This window comes from Rhodosalinus sp. (assembly GCF_041685465.1).
In the GTDB taxonomy this organism is placed as follows: Bacteria; Pseudomonadota; Alphaproteobacteria; order Rhodobacterales; family Rhodobacteraceae; genus Rhodosalinus.
The window spans coordinates 1-16,265 of record NZ_JAWLFS010000042.1; the positions used below are offsets into that span (position 1 = coordinate 1).

At 69.9% G+C, this 16,265-nt stretch carries 16 protein-coding genes and 1 pseudogene; 6 read left to right on the forward strand and 11 right to left on the reverse strand.

Annotated features, from left to right (window positions below):
• Positions 1–214: 214 nt before the first annotated feature.
• The 6 genes from msrQ to ACESL7_RS04600 form a co-directional block, all read right to left on the reverse strand.
• A complete protein-coding gene (gene msrQ / locus ACESL7_RS04575) occupies positions 215–817 on the reverse strand; it encodes a protein-methionine-sulfoxide reductase heme-binding subunit MsrQ (RefSeq protein WP_372891891.1) in 603 nt (200 codons plus the stop codon).
• Positions 817–1,719 (reverse strand): protein-methionine-sulfoxide reductase catalytic subunit MsrP, encoded by a 903-nt coding sequence (gene msrP, locus ACESL7_RS04580; protein ID WP_372891893.1) that lies wholly within the window; start codon positions 1,717–1,719, stop codon positions 817–819. The genes msrQ and msrP overlap by 1 nt, the downstream gene beginning before the upstream one ends.
• A gap of 139 nt (positions 1,720–1,858) precedes the next feature.
• A complete protein-coding gene (gene argE, locus ACESL7_RS04585) occupies positions 1,859–2,965 on the reverse strand; it encodes an acetylornithine deacetylase (RefSeq protein ID WP_372891895.1) in 1,107 nt (368 codons plus the stop codon).
• Positions 2,892–4,205: a M24 family metallopeptidase gene (locus tag ACESL7_RS04590; RefSeq protein ID WP_372891897.1), complete on the reverse strand. Its 1,314-nt coding sequence runs from the start codon at positions 4,203–4,205 to the stop codon at positions 2,892–2,894. Before ACESL7_RS04590 ends, argE begins: the two co-directional genes overlap by 74 nt.
• Before the next feature lie 179 nt (positions 4,206–4,384).
• A complete protein-coding gene (locus tag ACESL7_RS04595; protein WP_372891899.1) occupies positions 4,385–5,779 on the reverse strand; it encodes an aspartate aminotransferase family protein in 1,395 nt (464 codons plus the stop codon).
• A gap of 66 nt (positions 5,780–5,845) precedes the next feature.
• Positions 5,846–6,535, reverse strand: coding sequence for a GntR family transcriptional regulator (locus ACESL7_RS04600; protein WP_372891901.1), 690 nt, complete (start codon positions 6,533–6,535; stop codon positions 5,846–5,848).
• 136 nt (positions 6,536–6,671) lie between these two features.
• On the opposite strand from ACESL7_RS04600, the gene ACESL7_RS04605 reads away from it, so the two are divergent.
• From ACESL7_RS04605 to ACESL7_RS04625, 5 genes are all read left to right on the forward strand, one after another.
• Positions 6,672–7,757, forward strand: coding sequence for a polyamine ABC transporter substrate-binding protein (locus ACESL7_RS04605; RefSeq protein WP_372891903.1), 1,086 nt, complete (start codon positions 6,672–6,674; stop codon positions 7,755–7,757).
• Between the two features lie 46 nt (positions 7,758–7,803).
• Positions 7,804–8,973: an ABC transporter ATP-binding protein gene (locus tag ACESL7_RS04610; protein ID WP_372891905.1), complete on the forward strand. Its 1,170-nt coding sequence runs from the start codon at positions 7,804–7,806 to the stop codon at positions 8,971–8,973.
• 6 nt (positions 8,974–8,979) lie between these two features.
• Complete coding sequence (locus ACESL7_RS04615) at positions 8,980–9,870, forward strand: ABC transporter permease subunit (RefSeq protein WP_372891921.1); 891 nt, start codon at positions 8,980–8,982, stop codon at positions 9,868–9,870.
• Positions 9,871–9,958: 88 nt separating this feature from the next.
• Positions 9,959–10,780, forward strand: coding sequence for an ABC transporter permease (locus tag ACESL7_RS04620; protein WP_372891907.1), 822 nt, complete (start codon positions 9,959–9,961; stop codon positions 10,778–10,780).
• Positions 10,777–12,105: an NAD(P)/FAD-dependent oxidoreductase gene (locus tag ACESL7_RS04625; RefSeq protein WP_372891909.1), complete on the forward strand. Its 1,329-nt coding sequence runs from the start codon at positions 10,777–10,779 to the stop codon at positions 12,103–12,105. Before ACESL7_RS04620 ends, ACESL7_RS04625 begins: the two co-directional genes overlap by 4 nt.
• Positions 12,106–12,143: 38 nt before the next feature.
• On the opposite strand, the gene ACESL7_RS04630 is transcribed toward ACESL7_RS04625, so the two are convergent.
• Positions 12,144–13,058, reverse strand: a complete 915-nt coding sequence (locus ACESL7_RS04630; protein ID WP_372891911.1) for a DMT family transporter — start codon at positions 13,056–13,058, stop codon at positions 12,144–12,146.
• Between the two features lie 176 nt (positions 13,059–13,234).
• Between ACESL7_RS04630 and ACESL7_RS04635 the strand changes: the two genes are divergently transcribed.
• Positions 13,235–13,849: an outer membrane protein gene (locus tag ACESL7_RS04635; RefSeq protein ID WP_372891913.1), complete on the forward strand. Its 615-nt coding sequence runs from the start codon at positions 13,235–13,237 to the stop codon at positions 13,847–13,849.
• 68 nt (positions 13,850–13,917) lie between these two features.
• Here ACESL7_RS04635 and msrA read toward each other — a convergent pair whose 3' ends face one another.
• From msrA to ACESL7_RS04655, 4 genes and pseudogenes are all read right to left on the reverse strand, one after another.
• Positions 13,918–14,427 carry a peptide-methionine (S)-S-oxide reductase MsrA gene (msrA, locus tag ACESL7_RS04640; protein WP_372891915.1) on the reverse strand — a complete coding sequence of 170 codons (510 nt, stop codon included), beginning with the start codon at positions 14,425–14,427 and terminating at the stop codon, positions 13,918–13,920.
• On the reverse strand, positions 14,420–14,872 hold the full coding sequence (gene msrB, locus ACESL7_RS04645) for a peptide-methionine (R)-S-oxide reductase MsrB (RefSeq protein ID WP_372891917.1): 453 nt from the start codon (positions 14,870–14,872) through the stop codon (positions 14,420–14,422). Before msrB ends, msrA begins: the two co-directional genes overlap by 8 nt.
• Before the next feature lie 53 nt (positions 14,873–14,925).
• Positions 14,926–15,963, reverse strand: coding sequence for a tRNA epoxyqueuosine(34) reductase QueG (gene queG, locus ACESL7_RS04650; protein ID WP_372891919.1), 1,038 nt, complete (start codon positions 15,961–15,963; stop codon positions 14,926–14,928).
• Between the two features lie 80 nt (positions 15,964–16,043).
• Positions 16,044–16,265 (reverse strand): annotated as a pseudogene (locus tag ACESL7_RS04655) (glutathione S-transferase family protein); the annotation flags it as partial.

Here is a 16,265-nt window from a genome sequence, read left to right on the forward strand (position 1 = left end):
CAGCGCCGCACCGCCCGTCCGCCTCGAAGATCCCAACCAGCAGCGCCTCGCCGCCGTCGGTGAAGCGCTGTCTACGGACCACTGCGGCGACTCGCAAGCGGAAATTTCGTCGTCGCCCCAGTTTTTTAAACCCACAGGGTTATCCACAGGGACGGCGGGCGGGGGCGACAGGAAATTGCGCAGCGCGGGGCGGCACGGCAAAAACCTGTCTCGGTCAGGCGCGCCGCAGGCCCCACCGGGGCAGCCGCAACGCGACCAGCATCAGAATCGCCCCGAGATAGAGGAGCGGTTCGAGCTGGAGCCCCTTGGCCAGCAGCACGTAATGCAGCGCGCCGAGGCACGCGGCCGGGTAGACCAGCCGGTGCAACTGCCGCCAGCGCACGCCGAGTCGCCGCACCGCGCGATCCGTCGAGGTGACGGCCAAGGGCACGAGCAGCGCGAAGCCCGCCATGCCGACCGTGATGTAGGGCCGCTTCAGGATGTCCTGCCCCGCGCGCGCCAGCGTCTGCACGTCGAGCGCCAGCCAGACCGCGAGATGCAGACCGACATATGTAAACGCCAGCAGTCCCAGCGCCCGCCGGAACCGCAGCAGGTTCACCCCGAGATGACGGCGCAGCGGCGTCACCGCGAGCGAGGCGATCAGGAGCTGCAGGCCGAGCGAGCCGAGCCTGTGTTCCAGCGCCTCGACCGGTTCGACGCCGAGCCCGCCGGTCCCGGCCTGCCAGACGAGCCAGGCCAGCGGCGCGAGCCCCGCGAGCCAGACAGCCCACACCGGAACGCGGCGCGCCGCGGCGCTGATGGCCTGCGCGGCCGGCATCAGAATTTCTCGGTCAGGTCCATGCCGGCATAGAGGTCGGCCACCTCCTCGCCGTAGCCGTTGAACATGAGGGTCGGCTCGCGCGACGCGAAGATCCCCGCACCGATGCGCCGTTCCGTCGCCTGGCTCCACCGGGGATGATCCACCTCCGGGTTCACGTTGGAATAGAAGCCGTACTCGCGCGGGTTCGCCTTGTTCCACGCGGTCGGCGGCTCGGTCTCGGTCAGCGTGATCCGCACCACCGACTTGATCGACTTGAAGCCGTACTTCCACGGCACCACGAGGCGCAGCGGCGCGCCGTTCTGGGGCGGCAGGTCGCGGCCCGCGATGCCGGTGGCCATGATCGTGAGCGGATGCATCGCCTCGTCGAGCCGCAGCCCCTCGACATAGGGCCAGTCGAGCACCGGAAGCCGCGTGCCCGGCATCTCCTCCCGGTCGAGGTAGGTCTCGAAGGCGACGTAGCGTGCCGAGGACCGGACGCCGGCCATCTCCAGAAGATCCGCAAGCTCGAAGCCGTTCCATGGCACCACGCGGGACCATGCCTCCACGCAGCGGAAGCGGTAGAGGCGGTCCTCGATCGTCATCCGCGCGAGAATGTCCTCGAGGGCATAGTCCGCCGGCCGCTCCACCAGCCCGTCGATCCGGACCGACCACGGCGAAATCGTCATCGCGTCGGCACGGCGTGCCGGATCGCTCTTGTCGGTGCCGAACTCGTAGAAGTTGTTGTAGGTGGTAATCTCTTCCCAGGTGTTGGGCTCGAGCCCCTCGGAGGCGCGTCCCGGCCCGGCGAAGGCCATGAGCCCGGCGCCCGCGGCCCCGGCCATCAGCCCGCGCCGCGTCAGCCATGCGCCCTCCGCCGTCACGTCGCGCTCGGTCAGATCGTTTTTCCAGCGATAGGCCATGCCGCCCTCCATCCGCTCAGCTCTGCGGCAAAGATAGGCGGGTGGCGCCGCCTGCCAAACTCGACGCGCGGGCCGCGCGCCCGGCGCGGCCCGTGGCAAGGGTGTCGCGCCGGAGGTGCGGCCGCTCGGGCGCCCCGCGTCACGCCGCGGCGAGGCGCGGGCCGAGGCGGTCGAGCATCCCGAGGCAGGCGTCGAGCTGGTCGAGGGAAACATACTCGTCGGGCTTGTGCGCCTGCTCGATGCTGCCCGGGCCGCAGACCACCGCCGAGAGGCCGAGCGCCTGGAAGAGGCCCGCCTCGGTGCCGAAGGCGACGACCTCCGCGCCGTTCGCCCCGGTGAGATCGGCCACCAGCCGGCGCGCGGCGTTCTCCGGCATCGGGATCAGCCCAGCGACCTCACCCACCGTCTCGGTCTCGATCGTGGCCTCGGGGCAGACCGCGCGCATCGCGGGGAGAAGCTCCTCCTCGGCGTAGGCGCGCATCGTCTCGGTCACGAAGGCGCCGTCGGCGGGCTGGACCGGCCGCGTCTCCCAGTCGACCTCGGCATGGGCTGCGATGACGTTATGCGCGACCCCGGCCTCGATGCGGCCCACGTTGATCGTGGACCACGGCGGGTCGAAGCGGCCATGCTCCGGTGCGCGCTTGTGCAGCTCTTCGCGGAGCGCCAGCAGGCGCGCGACGTAGCGCGCGGCGTATTCCGCCGCGTTGACGCCGCGCTCGGGCGCGGAGCCGTGTCCGGCCCGACCCGTGAAGCGCGTCGTGTATTCGCAGCAGCCCTTGTGCCCCTCGACGAGGCGCATCTCCGTCGGCTCGCCGATGATGGCGATCTCGGGCCGGATCGCGCGCCGGGCGAGCTCCTCTGTGAGCGCGCGCGCGCCGAGGCAGCCCACCTCCTCGTCGTAGGTGAAGGCGAAATGCACCGGGCGCGCCAGTTCCCGCGCGGCGTAGTCCGGCGCGGCGGCGAGCGCCGCGGCGATGAATCCCTTCATGTCGCAGGCGCCCCGGCCGTAGAGGCGTCCGTCGCGCTCCACCATCTCGAAGGGATCGCTCGCCCAGTCCTCGGCGACCGCCGGCACCACGTCGGAGTGGCCCGACAGCACGATGCCGCCGGGCCGGTCCGGACCTATCGTGGCGAAAAGGTTCGCCTTGTGCCCCGAGGGATCGGTGAAGAGCTCAGTTCTGGCGCCGAGGCTCGTCAGCCGGTCCGCCAGATAGGCCATCATCTCCAGGTTCGAGTCCGAGGACACGGTCGGAAACCCGATCAGGTCCGCCAATATCGAACGGGCGCGGTTCAGCTTGCTCATGCTCTTTCACGACCATCTCGCGCGGGCGGTTGCAAAGGGTTTCTGCCGGTCCGTCCTCGCGGATCAGGATCGACTCGGTGATTTCCAGCCCCCAGTCGCGCATCCAGAGGCCCGGCATGAAGTGGAAGGTCATGCCCGGCATCAGCACCGTGCGGTCCTCGGGGCGGAGCGAGATCGTCCGCTCGCCCCAGTCCGGCGGATAGGAAAGGCCGATGGAGTAGCCGCAGCGGCCCTTGCGCTCGATGCCTGCGCGCGCGAGTTCGAGGTTGAGCGCCTCGGCGATGTCGCCCGCGGTGTTGCCCGCGCGCGCGGCGTCGAGGCCGGCCTCGAGCCCCGCGATCACCGCCGCCTCGGCGCGGCGGATCTCGTCCGGCGGCGTGCCGAGGAAGATCGTGCGGCAGAACGGCGCGTGATAGCGCCGGTAACAGCCCGCGATCTCGAAGAAGGTGGCCTCGCCCCCGGCGAACTCCCGGCCGTCCCACGTCAGATGCGGGGCGGCGGCGTCGGCGCCCGAGGGCAGCATCGGCACGATCGCCGGATAGTCGCCCCAGTGGCCGTCCGCGCCGCGGATCCCGTCGCGCCAGGCTTCGGCGACCACCTCGTTCTTCGGCACGCCGGGCGCGGTGCGCGCCACGAGGCCGTCCACGATCGCCTCCGATATGCGGGCGGCGCGGCGCATGAAGACGATTTCCTCGTCGGATTTCACCGCGCGCTGCCAGTTCACGAGCGAGGTCGCGTCCTCGAAACGCGCATCGGTCAGCGCGCCCGTCAGCACAGCATGCGCCTTGGCGGAGTAGTAGTAGTTCTCCATCTCGACGCCGATCCGCGCGCGCTCCAGCCCCAGCTCGGCGAGGCGCAGCGCGAGGTCCTGCATCGGGTGGCGCTCGATCGACTGCACGAAGCCGTCGTCGTAGCCGCGCACGTGGTCGTCCGCCATCCAGACGGTGCGCAGGGCACCCTCGGCGTCCATCGCGCGCCCCCACCAGACCGGGTCGCGGTCCTTGGTGACGATCACGCCCTGATGCACGTAGAAGGACCAGCCGTCGTAGCCCGTCAGCCACGCCATGTTCGACGGATCGGTCACGAAGACCGCGTCGAGGCCCGCGGCCTCCATCGCGATGCGGGTGCGGTCGAGGCGGCGGGCGTACTCGGCGCGCGAGAAGGGCAGGGTCTTGCGACTCATCGGCGGCTCCCTCGGGCTGGCATGGTCAGCTCATGCTCACCTGCATGAGCGACATCCGGCGTGTCCTTCAGCGACATCGGGGCGCCGTTTTCGGACCCCACCCCGGCGGATGACGGTTTTCTGATCGCAGGTGTGGCCGCTGTGCACGCTTTCTGTGCGCCGGGAGAGCAGCGCGGCACTCAGGCCGCGCGCAGGAGGCCCTCCGATTCGACGCTCGCCAGCGTCGCGTCGAGTGCGCGGCGCGCCCGCGTCACCAGCTGATCGATCTCCGCCTCGGTAATCACCAAGGGCGGCGAGATCACCATGCGGTCGCCCACGTGGCGCATCACCAGATCGTTGGCGAAGCAGTGCTCGCGGCAGATGAGCCCCACGGTGCCCGGGTCGGCAGCGAATTTCGCGCGCCGCGCCTTGTCCGGGCTGAGCGCCATGGTCCCGAGAAGGCCGCGCGTCGCCGCCTCGCCCACGAGCGGATGGTCGGCGAGCGCGCCCCAGGCCTTCGCGAGATAGGGCGCTGTCGTCTCGCGCACGCGGGTCACGATCCCTTCCTCGTCGAGGATGCGCAGGTTTTCCAGCGCCACGGCGCAGGCGACCGGGTGACCGGAATAGGTGTAGCCGTGGAAGAACTCGTCGCCCGCGATGGTCGCCGCGATCTCGTCGGAGACGACCGAGCCGCCGATCGGCTGATAGCCCGAGGACAGGCCCTTGGCGATCGTCATGATGTCGGGGTCGATGCCGTAGGACTGCGAGCCGAACCACTCGCCCGTCCGGCCGAAGCCGCAGATCACCTCGTCCGCGATCAGCAGGATGCCGTACGCCTTCACGATGCGCATGATCTCGGGCCAGTAGCTCTCGGGCGGGATGATGACGCCGCCCGCGCCCTGCACGGGCTCGGCGATGAAGGCGCCGACCTTCTCCGGCCCGATCTCCAGGATCGCCTCTTCCAGCTGGCGGGCGCGGGCGCGGCCGAACTCTTCGGGCGTCATCTCGCCGCCCTCGCCCCACCAGTCGGGCTGATCGATGTGGTGGATGCCGGGGATCGGCAGGCCGCCCTGCGAATGCATCGCCGCCATGCCGCCGAGGCTCGCGCTGCCCATGGACGAGCCGTGGTAGGCATTCTTGCGCGCGATCACCACCTGCCGCTCGGGCTGTCCCTTGCGCGCCCAGTAGTGGCGCACGAGGCGCAGGTTGGTGTCGTTCGCCTCGGACCCCGAGGACGCGAAGAAGACGTGGTTCAGATCGCCCGGCGCGAGCTCCGCGATCCGCGCGGCGAGCGCGATCGCCGGTACATGCGTCGTCTGGAAGAAGGTGTTGTAGTAGGGAAGCTCCTTCATCTGGCGGTAGGCGGCCTCGGCGAGCTCTGTGCGCCCGTAACCGACGTTCACGCACCAGAGCCCGGCCATGCCGTCGAGGATGCGCCGCCCCTCGCTGTCGCGGAGCCAGATGCCGTCGGCGCCGGTGATGATGCGCACGCCCTTCTCGCTCAGGGGGCCGTGCGCAGTGAACGGGTGCAGGTGGTGCGCCGCGTCGAGCCGCTGCAGCTCGGACGTGGGCATGTGGTTGGTGATCTCGTTCATCGCCGGCCCCTTTCGCTCGGAGGAGGGCGGCCACCGGGCCGCGTCGGGGGGCAGAATATGATCAAATCAGGGGGTGTCAATCGAATCACCTGGCGGCCGGCGCAGGAGCGCCATGCCGTCGGCCACGTCGCGTGCCATCGCCTCGCCCGCCCGCGCGGCGTCGCCGGCCTCGAGCGCGGCGAGGATTTCCTTGTGCCGATCCGGCATCCGCCCCGTCCCCGCGCGGCCGCAGACCACCCGCATCGACGGCCCGAAACGGAGCCAGAGACCGGCGGCGATGCTTTCCAGCACCGGCGCAGCGGCCGTCCGGTAGAGCCGCGCGTGGAACCCGTGGTTGTGGCGGAGATAGCCCGCCACGTCGCCGCGCGCGATGGCGGCGTCGAGCGCCGTGTCCTCCTGTGCCAGCGCCGCGCGTCCCGCCGCGTCGGCCCGGACGGCGGCGCGCCGCGCGAGCTCGGGCTCGAGCGCGAGACGGGCGAACAGGAGCTCCTCCACGTCGCTCGCGGAAAGGACAGGGACCGAGACGCGACGGTTGCCGTGCGCCACCAGCGCGCCGTCGGCCACGAGCCGCCGGATCGCCTCGCGCACCGGTGTCATGCCGGCGCCCGTGGCGGCGACGAGCCCCTGGATCGTCACCGGCGCGCCGGGTGCGAGGTCCCCGAAGAGCACCCGGTCGCGCAGGTCGCGGTAGACCCGTTCGTGCGCCGGAAGGGGCGCCCCCTCGGCCACCGTCCCGGTCAGTGCCGCATTCTGCATCGCTCGCGCCCCTTCGGCTGCTTGCGCGGTTCCGGTCCGCGTGAAAACATCTCGACATGACCGGCTCGGCCGGTATTTGATCAAAGCCGCTCAACCGGGGCAAGCGACCCCGGCCGCGATCCAACGGGAGACCGCCATGACCAAGACGATCCTGACGACGACCGCCGCCCTCGCCCTCGGCGCCGGTCTCGCCGCCGCAGAGGAGGTGCGCGTCTACAACTGGTCCGACTACATCGACGAGGACCTTCTGGACGCCTTCGAGGAGGAGACGGGCTACGACCTGATCTACGATGTCTTCGATTCCAACGAGCTGCTGGAAACCAAGATGCTCGCCGGGGGCTCGGGCTACGACGTGGTCGTGCCCTCCGGCACCTTCCTGTCGCGCCAGATCCAGGCCGGCGTCTTCCAGCCGCTCGACTACGATGCGCTGCCCAACGCCGAGCATCTCTGGGACGTGATCCGCGAGCGGACCGAGACCTACGATCCCGGGCACGAGTACTCGGTCAACTACATGTGGGGGACGACCGGGCTCGGCGTGAACGTGGACAAGGTGACCGAGGTACTGGGCGAGGACGCGCCGATGAACTCGCTCGAACTCATCTTCGAGCCGGAGAACATGGAGAAGCTCGCCGAGTGCGGGGTGCACTTCCTCGACGCGCCGGCCGAGATGATCCCCGCCGCGCTCGCCTACATCGGCGAGGACCCGAACAGCCACGACCCCGAGGTGATCGAGAAGACCTCCGACGTCCTCCTTCCGATCCGTCCCCACGTGCAGAAGTTCCACAGCTCCGAGTACATCAACGCGCTCGCCAATGGCGACATCTGCGTCGCCTTCGGCTGGTCGGGCGACGTGCTGCAGGCGAAGTGGCGCGCCGAGGAGGCGGAGAACGGCGAGACCATCGACTACTACCCGCCGACGGAAGGCGCGCTGATGTGGTTCGACCAGATGGCGATCCCGGCGGACGCCCCGAACCCGGAGGGCGCGCACGCCTTCATCGACTTCATGCTGGACCCGCAGAACATCGCGAAGGCGTCCAACTACGTCTGGTACGCCAACGGCAACATCGACTCGCAGGAGCATCTCGACGAGGAGGTCCTGAACAACCCGGCGATCTATCCGGACGAGGAGACGCTCGAGAACCTCTACACCACCACGCCCTACCCGGCCAGCGTGCAGCGCACGGTCACGCGGCTCTGGACCCGCGTGAAATCCGGCACCTGAGTCCACGGCCGGGCCGCCCGCGCGGCGGCCCGGCGCATGAGGCGCCATGAAAGCAGATCCCGCCACGCCCGGCCCCGCCGCGCCGCAGGGCATCTTCGCGCCCTGGAGCGACCCGCAGGAGACGCCGCTGATCGAGTTCCGCGGCGTCACGAAGCGGTTCGGCGATTTCACCGCGATCGACGACATCTCGCTCTCGATCTACCGGCGCGAGTTCTTCGCGCTGCTCGGCCCCTCCGGCTGCGGCAAGACCACGCTGATGCGGATGCTCGCCGGCTTCGAGACGCCGAGCGAGGGCAAGATCCTGCTCGACCGGCAGGACATCGCGCCGGTGCCGCCCAACCAGCGGGCGGTGAACATGATGTTCCAGTCCTACGCGCTTTTCCCTCACCTGAGCGTCTGGGAGAACATCGCCTTCGGGCTTAAGCGCGACCGCATGGCCAAGGACGCGATCGCCACGCGCGTGACCGAGATGCTGCGCCTCACGCGGCTGGAGAAGTTCGCGCGGCGCAAGCCGCACCAGATCTCCGGCGGGCAGCGCCAGCGCGTCGCGCTCGCCCGCTCGCTCGCCAAGGCGCCGAAGCTCCTGCTGCTCGACGAGCCGCTCGGCGCGCTCGACAAGAAGCTGCGGCAGGACACGCAGTTCGAGCTCATGGACATCCAGGAAAAGACCGGCACCACCTTCGTCATCGTCACCCACGACCAGGAGGAGGCGATGACCGTGGCGAGCCGCGTCGCCGTGATGGACGAGGGCAGGCTCGTGCAGGTCGCCACGCCGGACGTGATCTACGAGACGCCGGCCAATGTCTACGTCGCCGACTTCATTGGCGACGTGAACATCCTCGAGGGCCGCGCAACGCCCGTGCCCGAGGCGGGCGCGGGGCGCGTCGATCTCGCCTGGGCCGAGGGGCAGCCGCCGATCCGCGCCACCACCGAGCGCGCCTTCGACAAGGGCCAGCAGGCGTGGTTCGCCATCCGCCCGGAGAAGGTGACGATCACCCCCGACCGCCCGGAAGAGGCCGCGAACGCCGTGAAGGGCCGGGTGCTCGACATCGCCTATCTCGGCAACATCTCGACCTATCACGTCGAGCTGCCGACAGGTCACGTCGTCAAGGCGCAGACCGCGAACACCCGGCGCATCGCGCGCCGCGCCTTCAGCTGGGAGGACGAGGTCTGGCTGAGCTGGACGGCGACCGCCGGCGTGCTGCTGGAGGGCTGAGGGATGCTGCGCCGCGCCGCCCTGATCGCCGTTCCCTACGCGTGGCTTCTCGCGCTCTTCCTGATCCCCTTCCTGATCGTGCTGAAGATCGCGCTCTCCGACTACGCGCTCTCGATCCCGCCCTATACGCCGACGCTGGACCTGAGCGAGGGCTGGCAGGGGGTGCGCGACTTCTTCGCCGCACTCGACTTCGAGACCTTCCGCTTTCTGACGACGGACGATCTTTACTGGAAGGCCTATCTGTCCTCGGTCCGGATCGCGGCGGTCTCGACCCTGATCGCGCTCGCGGTGGGCTATCCCATCGCCTACGGCATGGCGCGCGCGGCGCCCGAATGGCGACCGACGCTATTGATGCTGGTGATCCTGCCCTTCTGGACGAGCTTCCTGATCCGGGTCTACTCGTGGATCGGCATCCTTTCGAGCGAGGGCTACCTGAACCAGTTCCTGATCGGCCTCGGCCTGATCGACTCGCCTCTCTCGATCCTGAACACGAACGTCGCGGTCTACATCGGGATCGTCTACACCTACCTGCCCTTCATGATCCTGCCGATCTACGCGACGCTCGAAAGGATGGACGACTCGCTTCTCGAGGCGGCAGAGGATCTCGGCTGCTCGCGGATCTCGGCCTTCTGGCTCGTGACGGTGCCACTCTCGAAATCGGGGATCATCGCGGGCTGCTTCCTCGTCTTCATCCCCGCGATCGGCGAGTTCGTGATCCCCTCGCTCCTCGGCGGATCCCAGACGCTGATGATCGGCAAGGTGCTCTGGGAGGAGTTCTTCAACAACCGCGACTGGCCCGTGGCCGCGGCGGTGGCGACGGTGCTCCTGCTGATCCTCGTCATCCCCATCGTGCTCTTCCAGCGCAACGAGCAGAAACAGCGGGAGGCCGAGGGATGACCGTCGGGAAGGATTTTCGAAGAAAATCTTTCGACCCGTGCGGCTGCGAAGAATTTTCGTACGAAAATTCGTCGCGGAGGCGCGTGGCATGACGCGTTTCTCGTGGTTCAACGCGACGTCGCTGACCCTCGGCTTCGCCTTTCTCTACCTGCCGATGGTCATCCTGATCGTCTACAGCTTCAACGCCTCGAAGCTGGTGACGGTCTGGGCCGGCTTCTCGACGCGCTGGTACCGGGAACTGCTGCGCGACGAGGCGTTCCTCGATGCCGCCTGGGTCACGCTGCAGGTGGCGGTCGCCTCGTCCACCATCGCCACGGTGCTCGGGACCATGGCCGCCTACGTCATGGTGCGCGCGGGGCGCTTCTGGGGGCGGACGCTCTTTTCCGGCATGATCTATGCGCCGCTCGTCATGCCGGAAGTGATCACCGGCCTCTCGCTGCTGCTTCTGTTCATCAACATCGGGCTCGACCGCGGCGTCCTGACCATCATCCTCGCGCACACGACCTTCTCGATGTGCTACGTCTCGGTCGTCGTCTCGGCGCGCCTCGTCAGCTTCGACCGCGCACTGGAGGAGGCGGCCCTCGACCTCGGCTGCTCCCCCCTCGAGGCGTTCCGGCTGGTCACCCTGCCGATCATCCTGCCGGCGGTGATCTCCGGCTGGCTCCTGGCCTTCACGCTCTCGCTCGACGACCTCGTGATCGCGAGCTTCACCTCCGGACCATCGGCGACGACGCTGCCGATCAAGATCTTCTCGTCGATCCGTCTCGGCGTAAGCCCCGAGATCAACGCGCTCTCGACGATCCTGATCGCCGTCGTGGCGGTCGGGGTCATCACCGCCTCGCTCGTCTCCAAGCGCTCCGCCGTGCGCCAGGCCGAGGAGGAGCGCGCCGCCGTGCGCGCCGAGGCATGAGGCGCATCGGGGCGCCCTACGCCTACGGCCCCGAGCCGGTCGCGCGCTGCTGGTGGGCCGAGACGGTCGAGCCCCCCGACTGGCCGCGCGCCGCAGGGGACATGAGCGCCGACGTCGCCGTGATCGGCGGCGGCTTCACCGGGCTCTCGGCGGCGCTCCACCTCGCCGAGGCGGGCGTGGACGTCGCGCTCTGCGAGGCGGAGGCGCCCTTCTGGGGAGCCTCCGGGCGCAACGGCGGCTTCTGCTGCCTCGGCGGCGCAAAGGCCGACGACGCCACGCTCGCCCGCCGACACGGCGAGGCCGGGCGGCGCGACTGGCGGCGCACCGAGCGCGCGGCGGTCGAGACGGCGGCGGGACTGATCGACCGGCTGGGCCTCGATGTGGACCGGCATTCCGAGGGCGAGACCCTCCTCGCCCACCGCCCGCGCGACTGGGAGACGTTGCGGCGCGACGCGGATCGCGCGGCGGAGGACTACGGCGTGGAACCGCGGTTGACGCCGGCCGCCGATCTGCCGGGCGAGGGGATGGCCGGCCCCTTCCACGGCGCGCTCACGCTGCCCGTGGGCTTCGCGCTCAACCCGCGCAAATACGCCGCCGGCCTCGCCCGCGCGGCAGAGGCCGCGGGCGCGCGCCTCTACGCCCCCGCGCCGGTCGAGGCGCTCGCACCCGAGCGCGACGGCTGGTCCCTCGCGCTGCCCGAGGGGCGCCTCCGCGCGCGCCGCGTGATCCTCGCCACCAACGGCTATTCGGCCGAGGACGTGCCGCGCTGGATGCGGGCGCGCACCATGCCGGTCGCCTCCAACGTGATCGTCACCCGACCGCTCACCGGCGCGGAACTTCAGGCCGCGGGCTGGACCAGCGCGCAGATGGCCTACGACACGCGGAGCCTCCTGCATTACTTCCGGCTGATGCCGGACAACCGGTTCCTCTTCGGCATGCGCGGCGGCCTCTTCGAGACGCCGCGCGAGCGCGCGGCGCTGGCCCGGAAGATCCGTCAAGATTTCGAGGCGATGTTCCCGGCCTGGGCAGAGGTCGAGACGCCCTGGCTCTGGTCCGGTCTCGTCTGCCTCACGCGACCGCTCACGCCCTTCGTCGGCGCGGTGCCGGGGGCGCCGGGGCTCTTCGCAGGGTTCGGCTACCACGGCAACGGCGTGGCCATGGGCACGCACGCGGGTCGTCTCCTCGCCGACCTCGTGCGCGACCGCAGGCCCGAGGCCGCCTATCCGGAGGCGATGCGCCATCCGCCGGGGCGCTTCCCCTTCGGCCGCTTCCGCCGCGCCGCGCTCGTGCCTGTCTACGCGATGCGGGCTCGCGCCGACCGCTGAGCGAAGAAGCCCCGAACGGGGCTGATGAGCGGGCGGGGTCAGCCGTGCGGGGTCAGCCCCTCGCGCGCGCGGCCCCGGGCCAGCCCGATCTGGCGCTCGCGCCAGACGACCACCACGCCTGCGAGGATGATGAGCGCCGCGCCGGCGAGCATCGGCACGGTCGGAACCTCGGCGAAGACGAAATACCCGATCGCCAGTGCGAAGAGCATCGAGGCGTAATCGAAGGGTGCGACCACAGAGGCGTCGGCGAAGCGGTAGGCCGAAGTCAGGAAGATCTGCGCGATCCCGCCGATCAGCCCGGCCGCGATCAGCAGCCCCGCCTCCCAGGGCGCGGGCCAGACCCAGCCGAAGGGCAGCGTCAGCAGCGCGAAGCCCGTGGCCGAGAGCGAGAAGTAGAAGACGATCGCCGAGGTCTCCTCGCGCTGCACCATGCGCCGGATCTGGATCTGCGCGAGCGCCCGAAGCGCCGCCGAGGCGAGCGCCAGCCCCGCCCCGATCACCGCGAGGTCGGTCGGATCGCCCAGCGAGAGCTTCGGCCAGAGGATCACCAGCACGCCCACGAGCCCGATCCCCACCGCCGTCATCCTGAAGAGCCGCAACCGCTCGCCCAGAAGCGCGGCGGCGAAAAGCACCGTCATCAGCGGCGCGGCGTAGCCGATCGCCGTGACCTCCGGCAGCGGCAGGAGCCCGAGCGCCGCGAAGCCGCAGCCCATCGCCGCGGTCCCGATCAGCCCGCGCCACACGTGGGCGATCCGGCTCTCGACCCGGAAGCCCGTGGCAAGATCGCCGCGCGCGGCGAGCCAGACCACGATGATCGGCATCGCGAAGACGGAGCGGAAGAACACCGCCTGCCCGGGCGGCACATGGTCGGATGTCGCCTTGATGAGCGACGCCATCACGATGAAGAGCAGGACCGACGCCAGCTTGAGCGCGATCCCCCGTCCCGGCTGCATGCCCGTTTTCTCCCTGATCACGCCGGACAATCACGCCGCGGCGCACAAAGTGCAACCGGGGGAACCCGGCGCGGCTCACATCGTTGTGTCCCGGCAATGAAATCCGGCGACACTTTTCATAAATGTCGGCGAGACGCGCGGGAACGGCCGCGCGATCGGAAACGAGAGGTGACGACATGAAGACACTGACCACACGCAAATCCGCCATCGCAGGGAGCACGGCGCTCGCGGCGATCCTGTCTGCGGGCATGGCGGCCGCAGGAAGCCCGGAGCCCGCTCCGGCCGAACCGACCGTACCCGCCCCGGCCGAGCCGGCCCCGGCGATGACCGACTGGACGGGCTTCTACGGCGGCGGCCAGCTGGGCTTCGGCGACGTGAGCACCTCCGGCGCCGCCGACCTCGACGGCGATGGTGCGATCGGCGGTGTGACGCTCGGATACGACCATGACTTCGGCAGCTATGTCCTCGGCGGCGCGCTCGACTACGACTTCGCCGATATCGACCTCGACGGGGCGTCGACGGTGGAGAACGTCGCGCGCCTCAAGGTCCGGGGCGGTCCCAAGATCGGCACCGACGGCCTGCTGTACGCCACCGCCGGCGCCGCGCAGGCCGAGGCCGACGGCTTCGACAGCGACTCGGGCTGGTTCGTGGGCGCAGGCTACGAGCAGATGGTCACCGACCGCTTCGCCGTGGGCGCCGAGGCGCTCTACCACGAGTTCGACGACTTCGACGACAGCGGCATCGACGTCGAGGCGACCACCGTTCAGCTTCGCGGCACCTTCCGCTTCTGAGCAGGAGAGGCCGCACAGGTGAAGGGCCGGGGCGCTGCCCCGGCCCTTTCTTCGTCACTTCGGGCCGCTTACTCCGCGGCGTCGCGCTTCGGCAGAACCCAGTCGGGGCGCGGGAAGTGGCAGGTATAGCCGTTCGGGATCCGCTGCAGGTAATCCTGGTGCTCGGGCTCCGCCTCCCAGAAGTCGCCGACCGGCTCCACCTCCGTCACGACCTTGCCCGGCCAGCGCCCCGAGGCCTCGACCTCGGCGATGGTTTCCTCTGCGACGCGCTTCTGCTCCTCGGTCACGTAGTAGATCGCGGAGCGGTAGGACATGCCGATATCGTTGCCCTGCCGGTTCACCGTGGTCGGATCGTGGATCTGGAAGAATCGCTCCAGGATCGCGCGATAGCTGATCCGGTCGGGGTCGAAGATGATCTCGACGCCCTCGGCATGCGTGCCGTGCCTCCGGTAGGTGGCGTTGGGCACATCGCCGCCGGTGTAACCGACCCGCGTGCGCAGGACCCCCGGCAGCTTGCGCAACAGATCCTCGACCCCCCAGAAGCAGCCGCCTGCCAGAACCGCGCGTTCCTCAGCCATGTTCCGTCTCCACCAGATGCAGATATTCGCCGTAACCCTCGGCCTCCATGTCGTCGCGGTGGACGAAGCGGAGCGCCGCGGAATTGATGCAGTAGCGCAGCCCGCCCCGGTCCCGCGGACCATCCGGAAAGACATGGCCCAGGTGGCTGTCGCCATGTGCCGAGCGCACCTCGGTGCGCACCATGCCGAGACCCCGGTCCTCGATCTCGCGGACATGCGCGGGCTCGATCGGCCGCACGAAGCTCGGCCAGCCCGAGCCGCTGTCGTACTTGTCCGCGGAGGCGAAGAGCGGCTCGCCCGAGACCACGTCGACGTAAATCCCGGGCTCCTTGTTGGCGAGAAGCGCGCCGGTCCCCGGCCGCTCCGTCCCGTTTTCCTGCGTGACGTAGTATTGCTGCTCGTCCAGCGCCGCGACCGCCTCGGGTCGCCTTTCCCATTTCGCCATGCCGCCTCCGCGTCCGTTGCCTCTCTCCCAAAGATGGCACGTCGGCGCGAAAATCAAACCCCGTCGAGCCGGCGCACCGCCCAGGCCGCCGCATCCGCCACCGCCGGGTCCGGATCGCCCGTGAGCCCGGCCGCCACCAGCCGCAACTCCGCAAGCCCCGAGTTGCCGATGGCATAGAGCACGTTGCGCACGAAACGGTCGCGCCCGATGCGCTTGATCGGGCTTCCCGAGAACATCGCGCGAAAGCCCCCATCGTCGAGTTGCGCGAGTTCCGACAGCTGCGGCGCCTCCAGCTCCGCGCGCGCGGCGAGCTTCGCCTCCCGCGCCTCGGCCGCGAACTTGTTCCACGGGCAGACGGCGAGGCAGTCGTCACAGCCGTAGATCCGGTTGCCCAGAAGCGGGCGCAATTCCTCGTCCACCGGCCCCGCGTGCTCGATCGTGAGATAGGAAATACAGCGCCGCGCATCCAGTTGAAACGGCGCCGGAAAGGCGTCCGTCGGGCAGACGTCGAGACAGCGCCGGCAGCTCCCGCAGTGCTCCGCCTCCGCCGCGTCGGGGGCGAGCTCGAGCGTGGTGAAGATCGCGCCGAGGAAGATCCAGTTGCCGAGGTCGCGCGACAGCAGGTTGGTGTGCTTGCCCTGCCAGCCGAGCCCGGCCGCCTGCGCCAGCGGCTTCTCCATCACCGGCGCAGTATCGACGAAGACCTTGACCTCGCCGCCCGCCGCCCCGATCAGCCAGCGCGCCACCCGCTTCAGCCGCTTCTTGATCAGGTCGTGATAGTCGCCCCCCCGGGCATAGACGCTGATCGTGCCCACCTCCGGCGCCGAGAGCGTCGCCAAGGGGTCGCTCTCCGGCGTATAGCTCATCGCCAGCATGATCACCGACCGCGCCTCGGGCCAGAGCGCCGCGGGGTCCGCCCGCCACTGCGCGCGCTCCGCCATCCAGCGCATCTGCCCGTGATGGCCGGCCTCCAGAAAGGCGGCCAGCCGCCCGGGCAGCTCCGGCACGGCGTCGGGGCGGCAGACGCCCAGCGCGTCGAAGCCCGCCGCGCGGGCCTCCTCGATCAGCCGCTCCTTCAGATCGCGTCCCATGCTTCTTCTTGGGTCCAAGTATCCCGGGGGGAGGAGGCCGCAGGCCGACGGGGGGCAGCGCCCCCCCCCTTTGCGCAGCGTCAGAAATCGAGATCGGCGTAATGGGCCGGCGGCGGGAAGCCCGGCACCTGGTCCGACAGGATGCCGCGGAAGGCCGGGCGCGACTTGATCTTGGCGTACCAGTCCTTGACCACCTCCGAGCGGTGCCAGTCCACGTCCGAGATGTAGTCGAGCGCCGAGAGATGCGCGGCCGCCGCGAAATCGGCGAGCGTCATCGCGTCGCCGGCCAGCCAGCGCCGGTG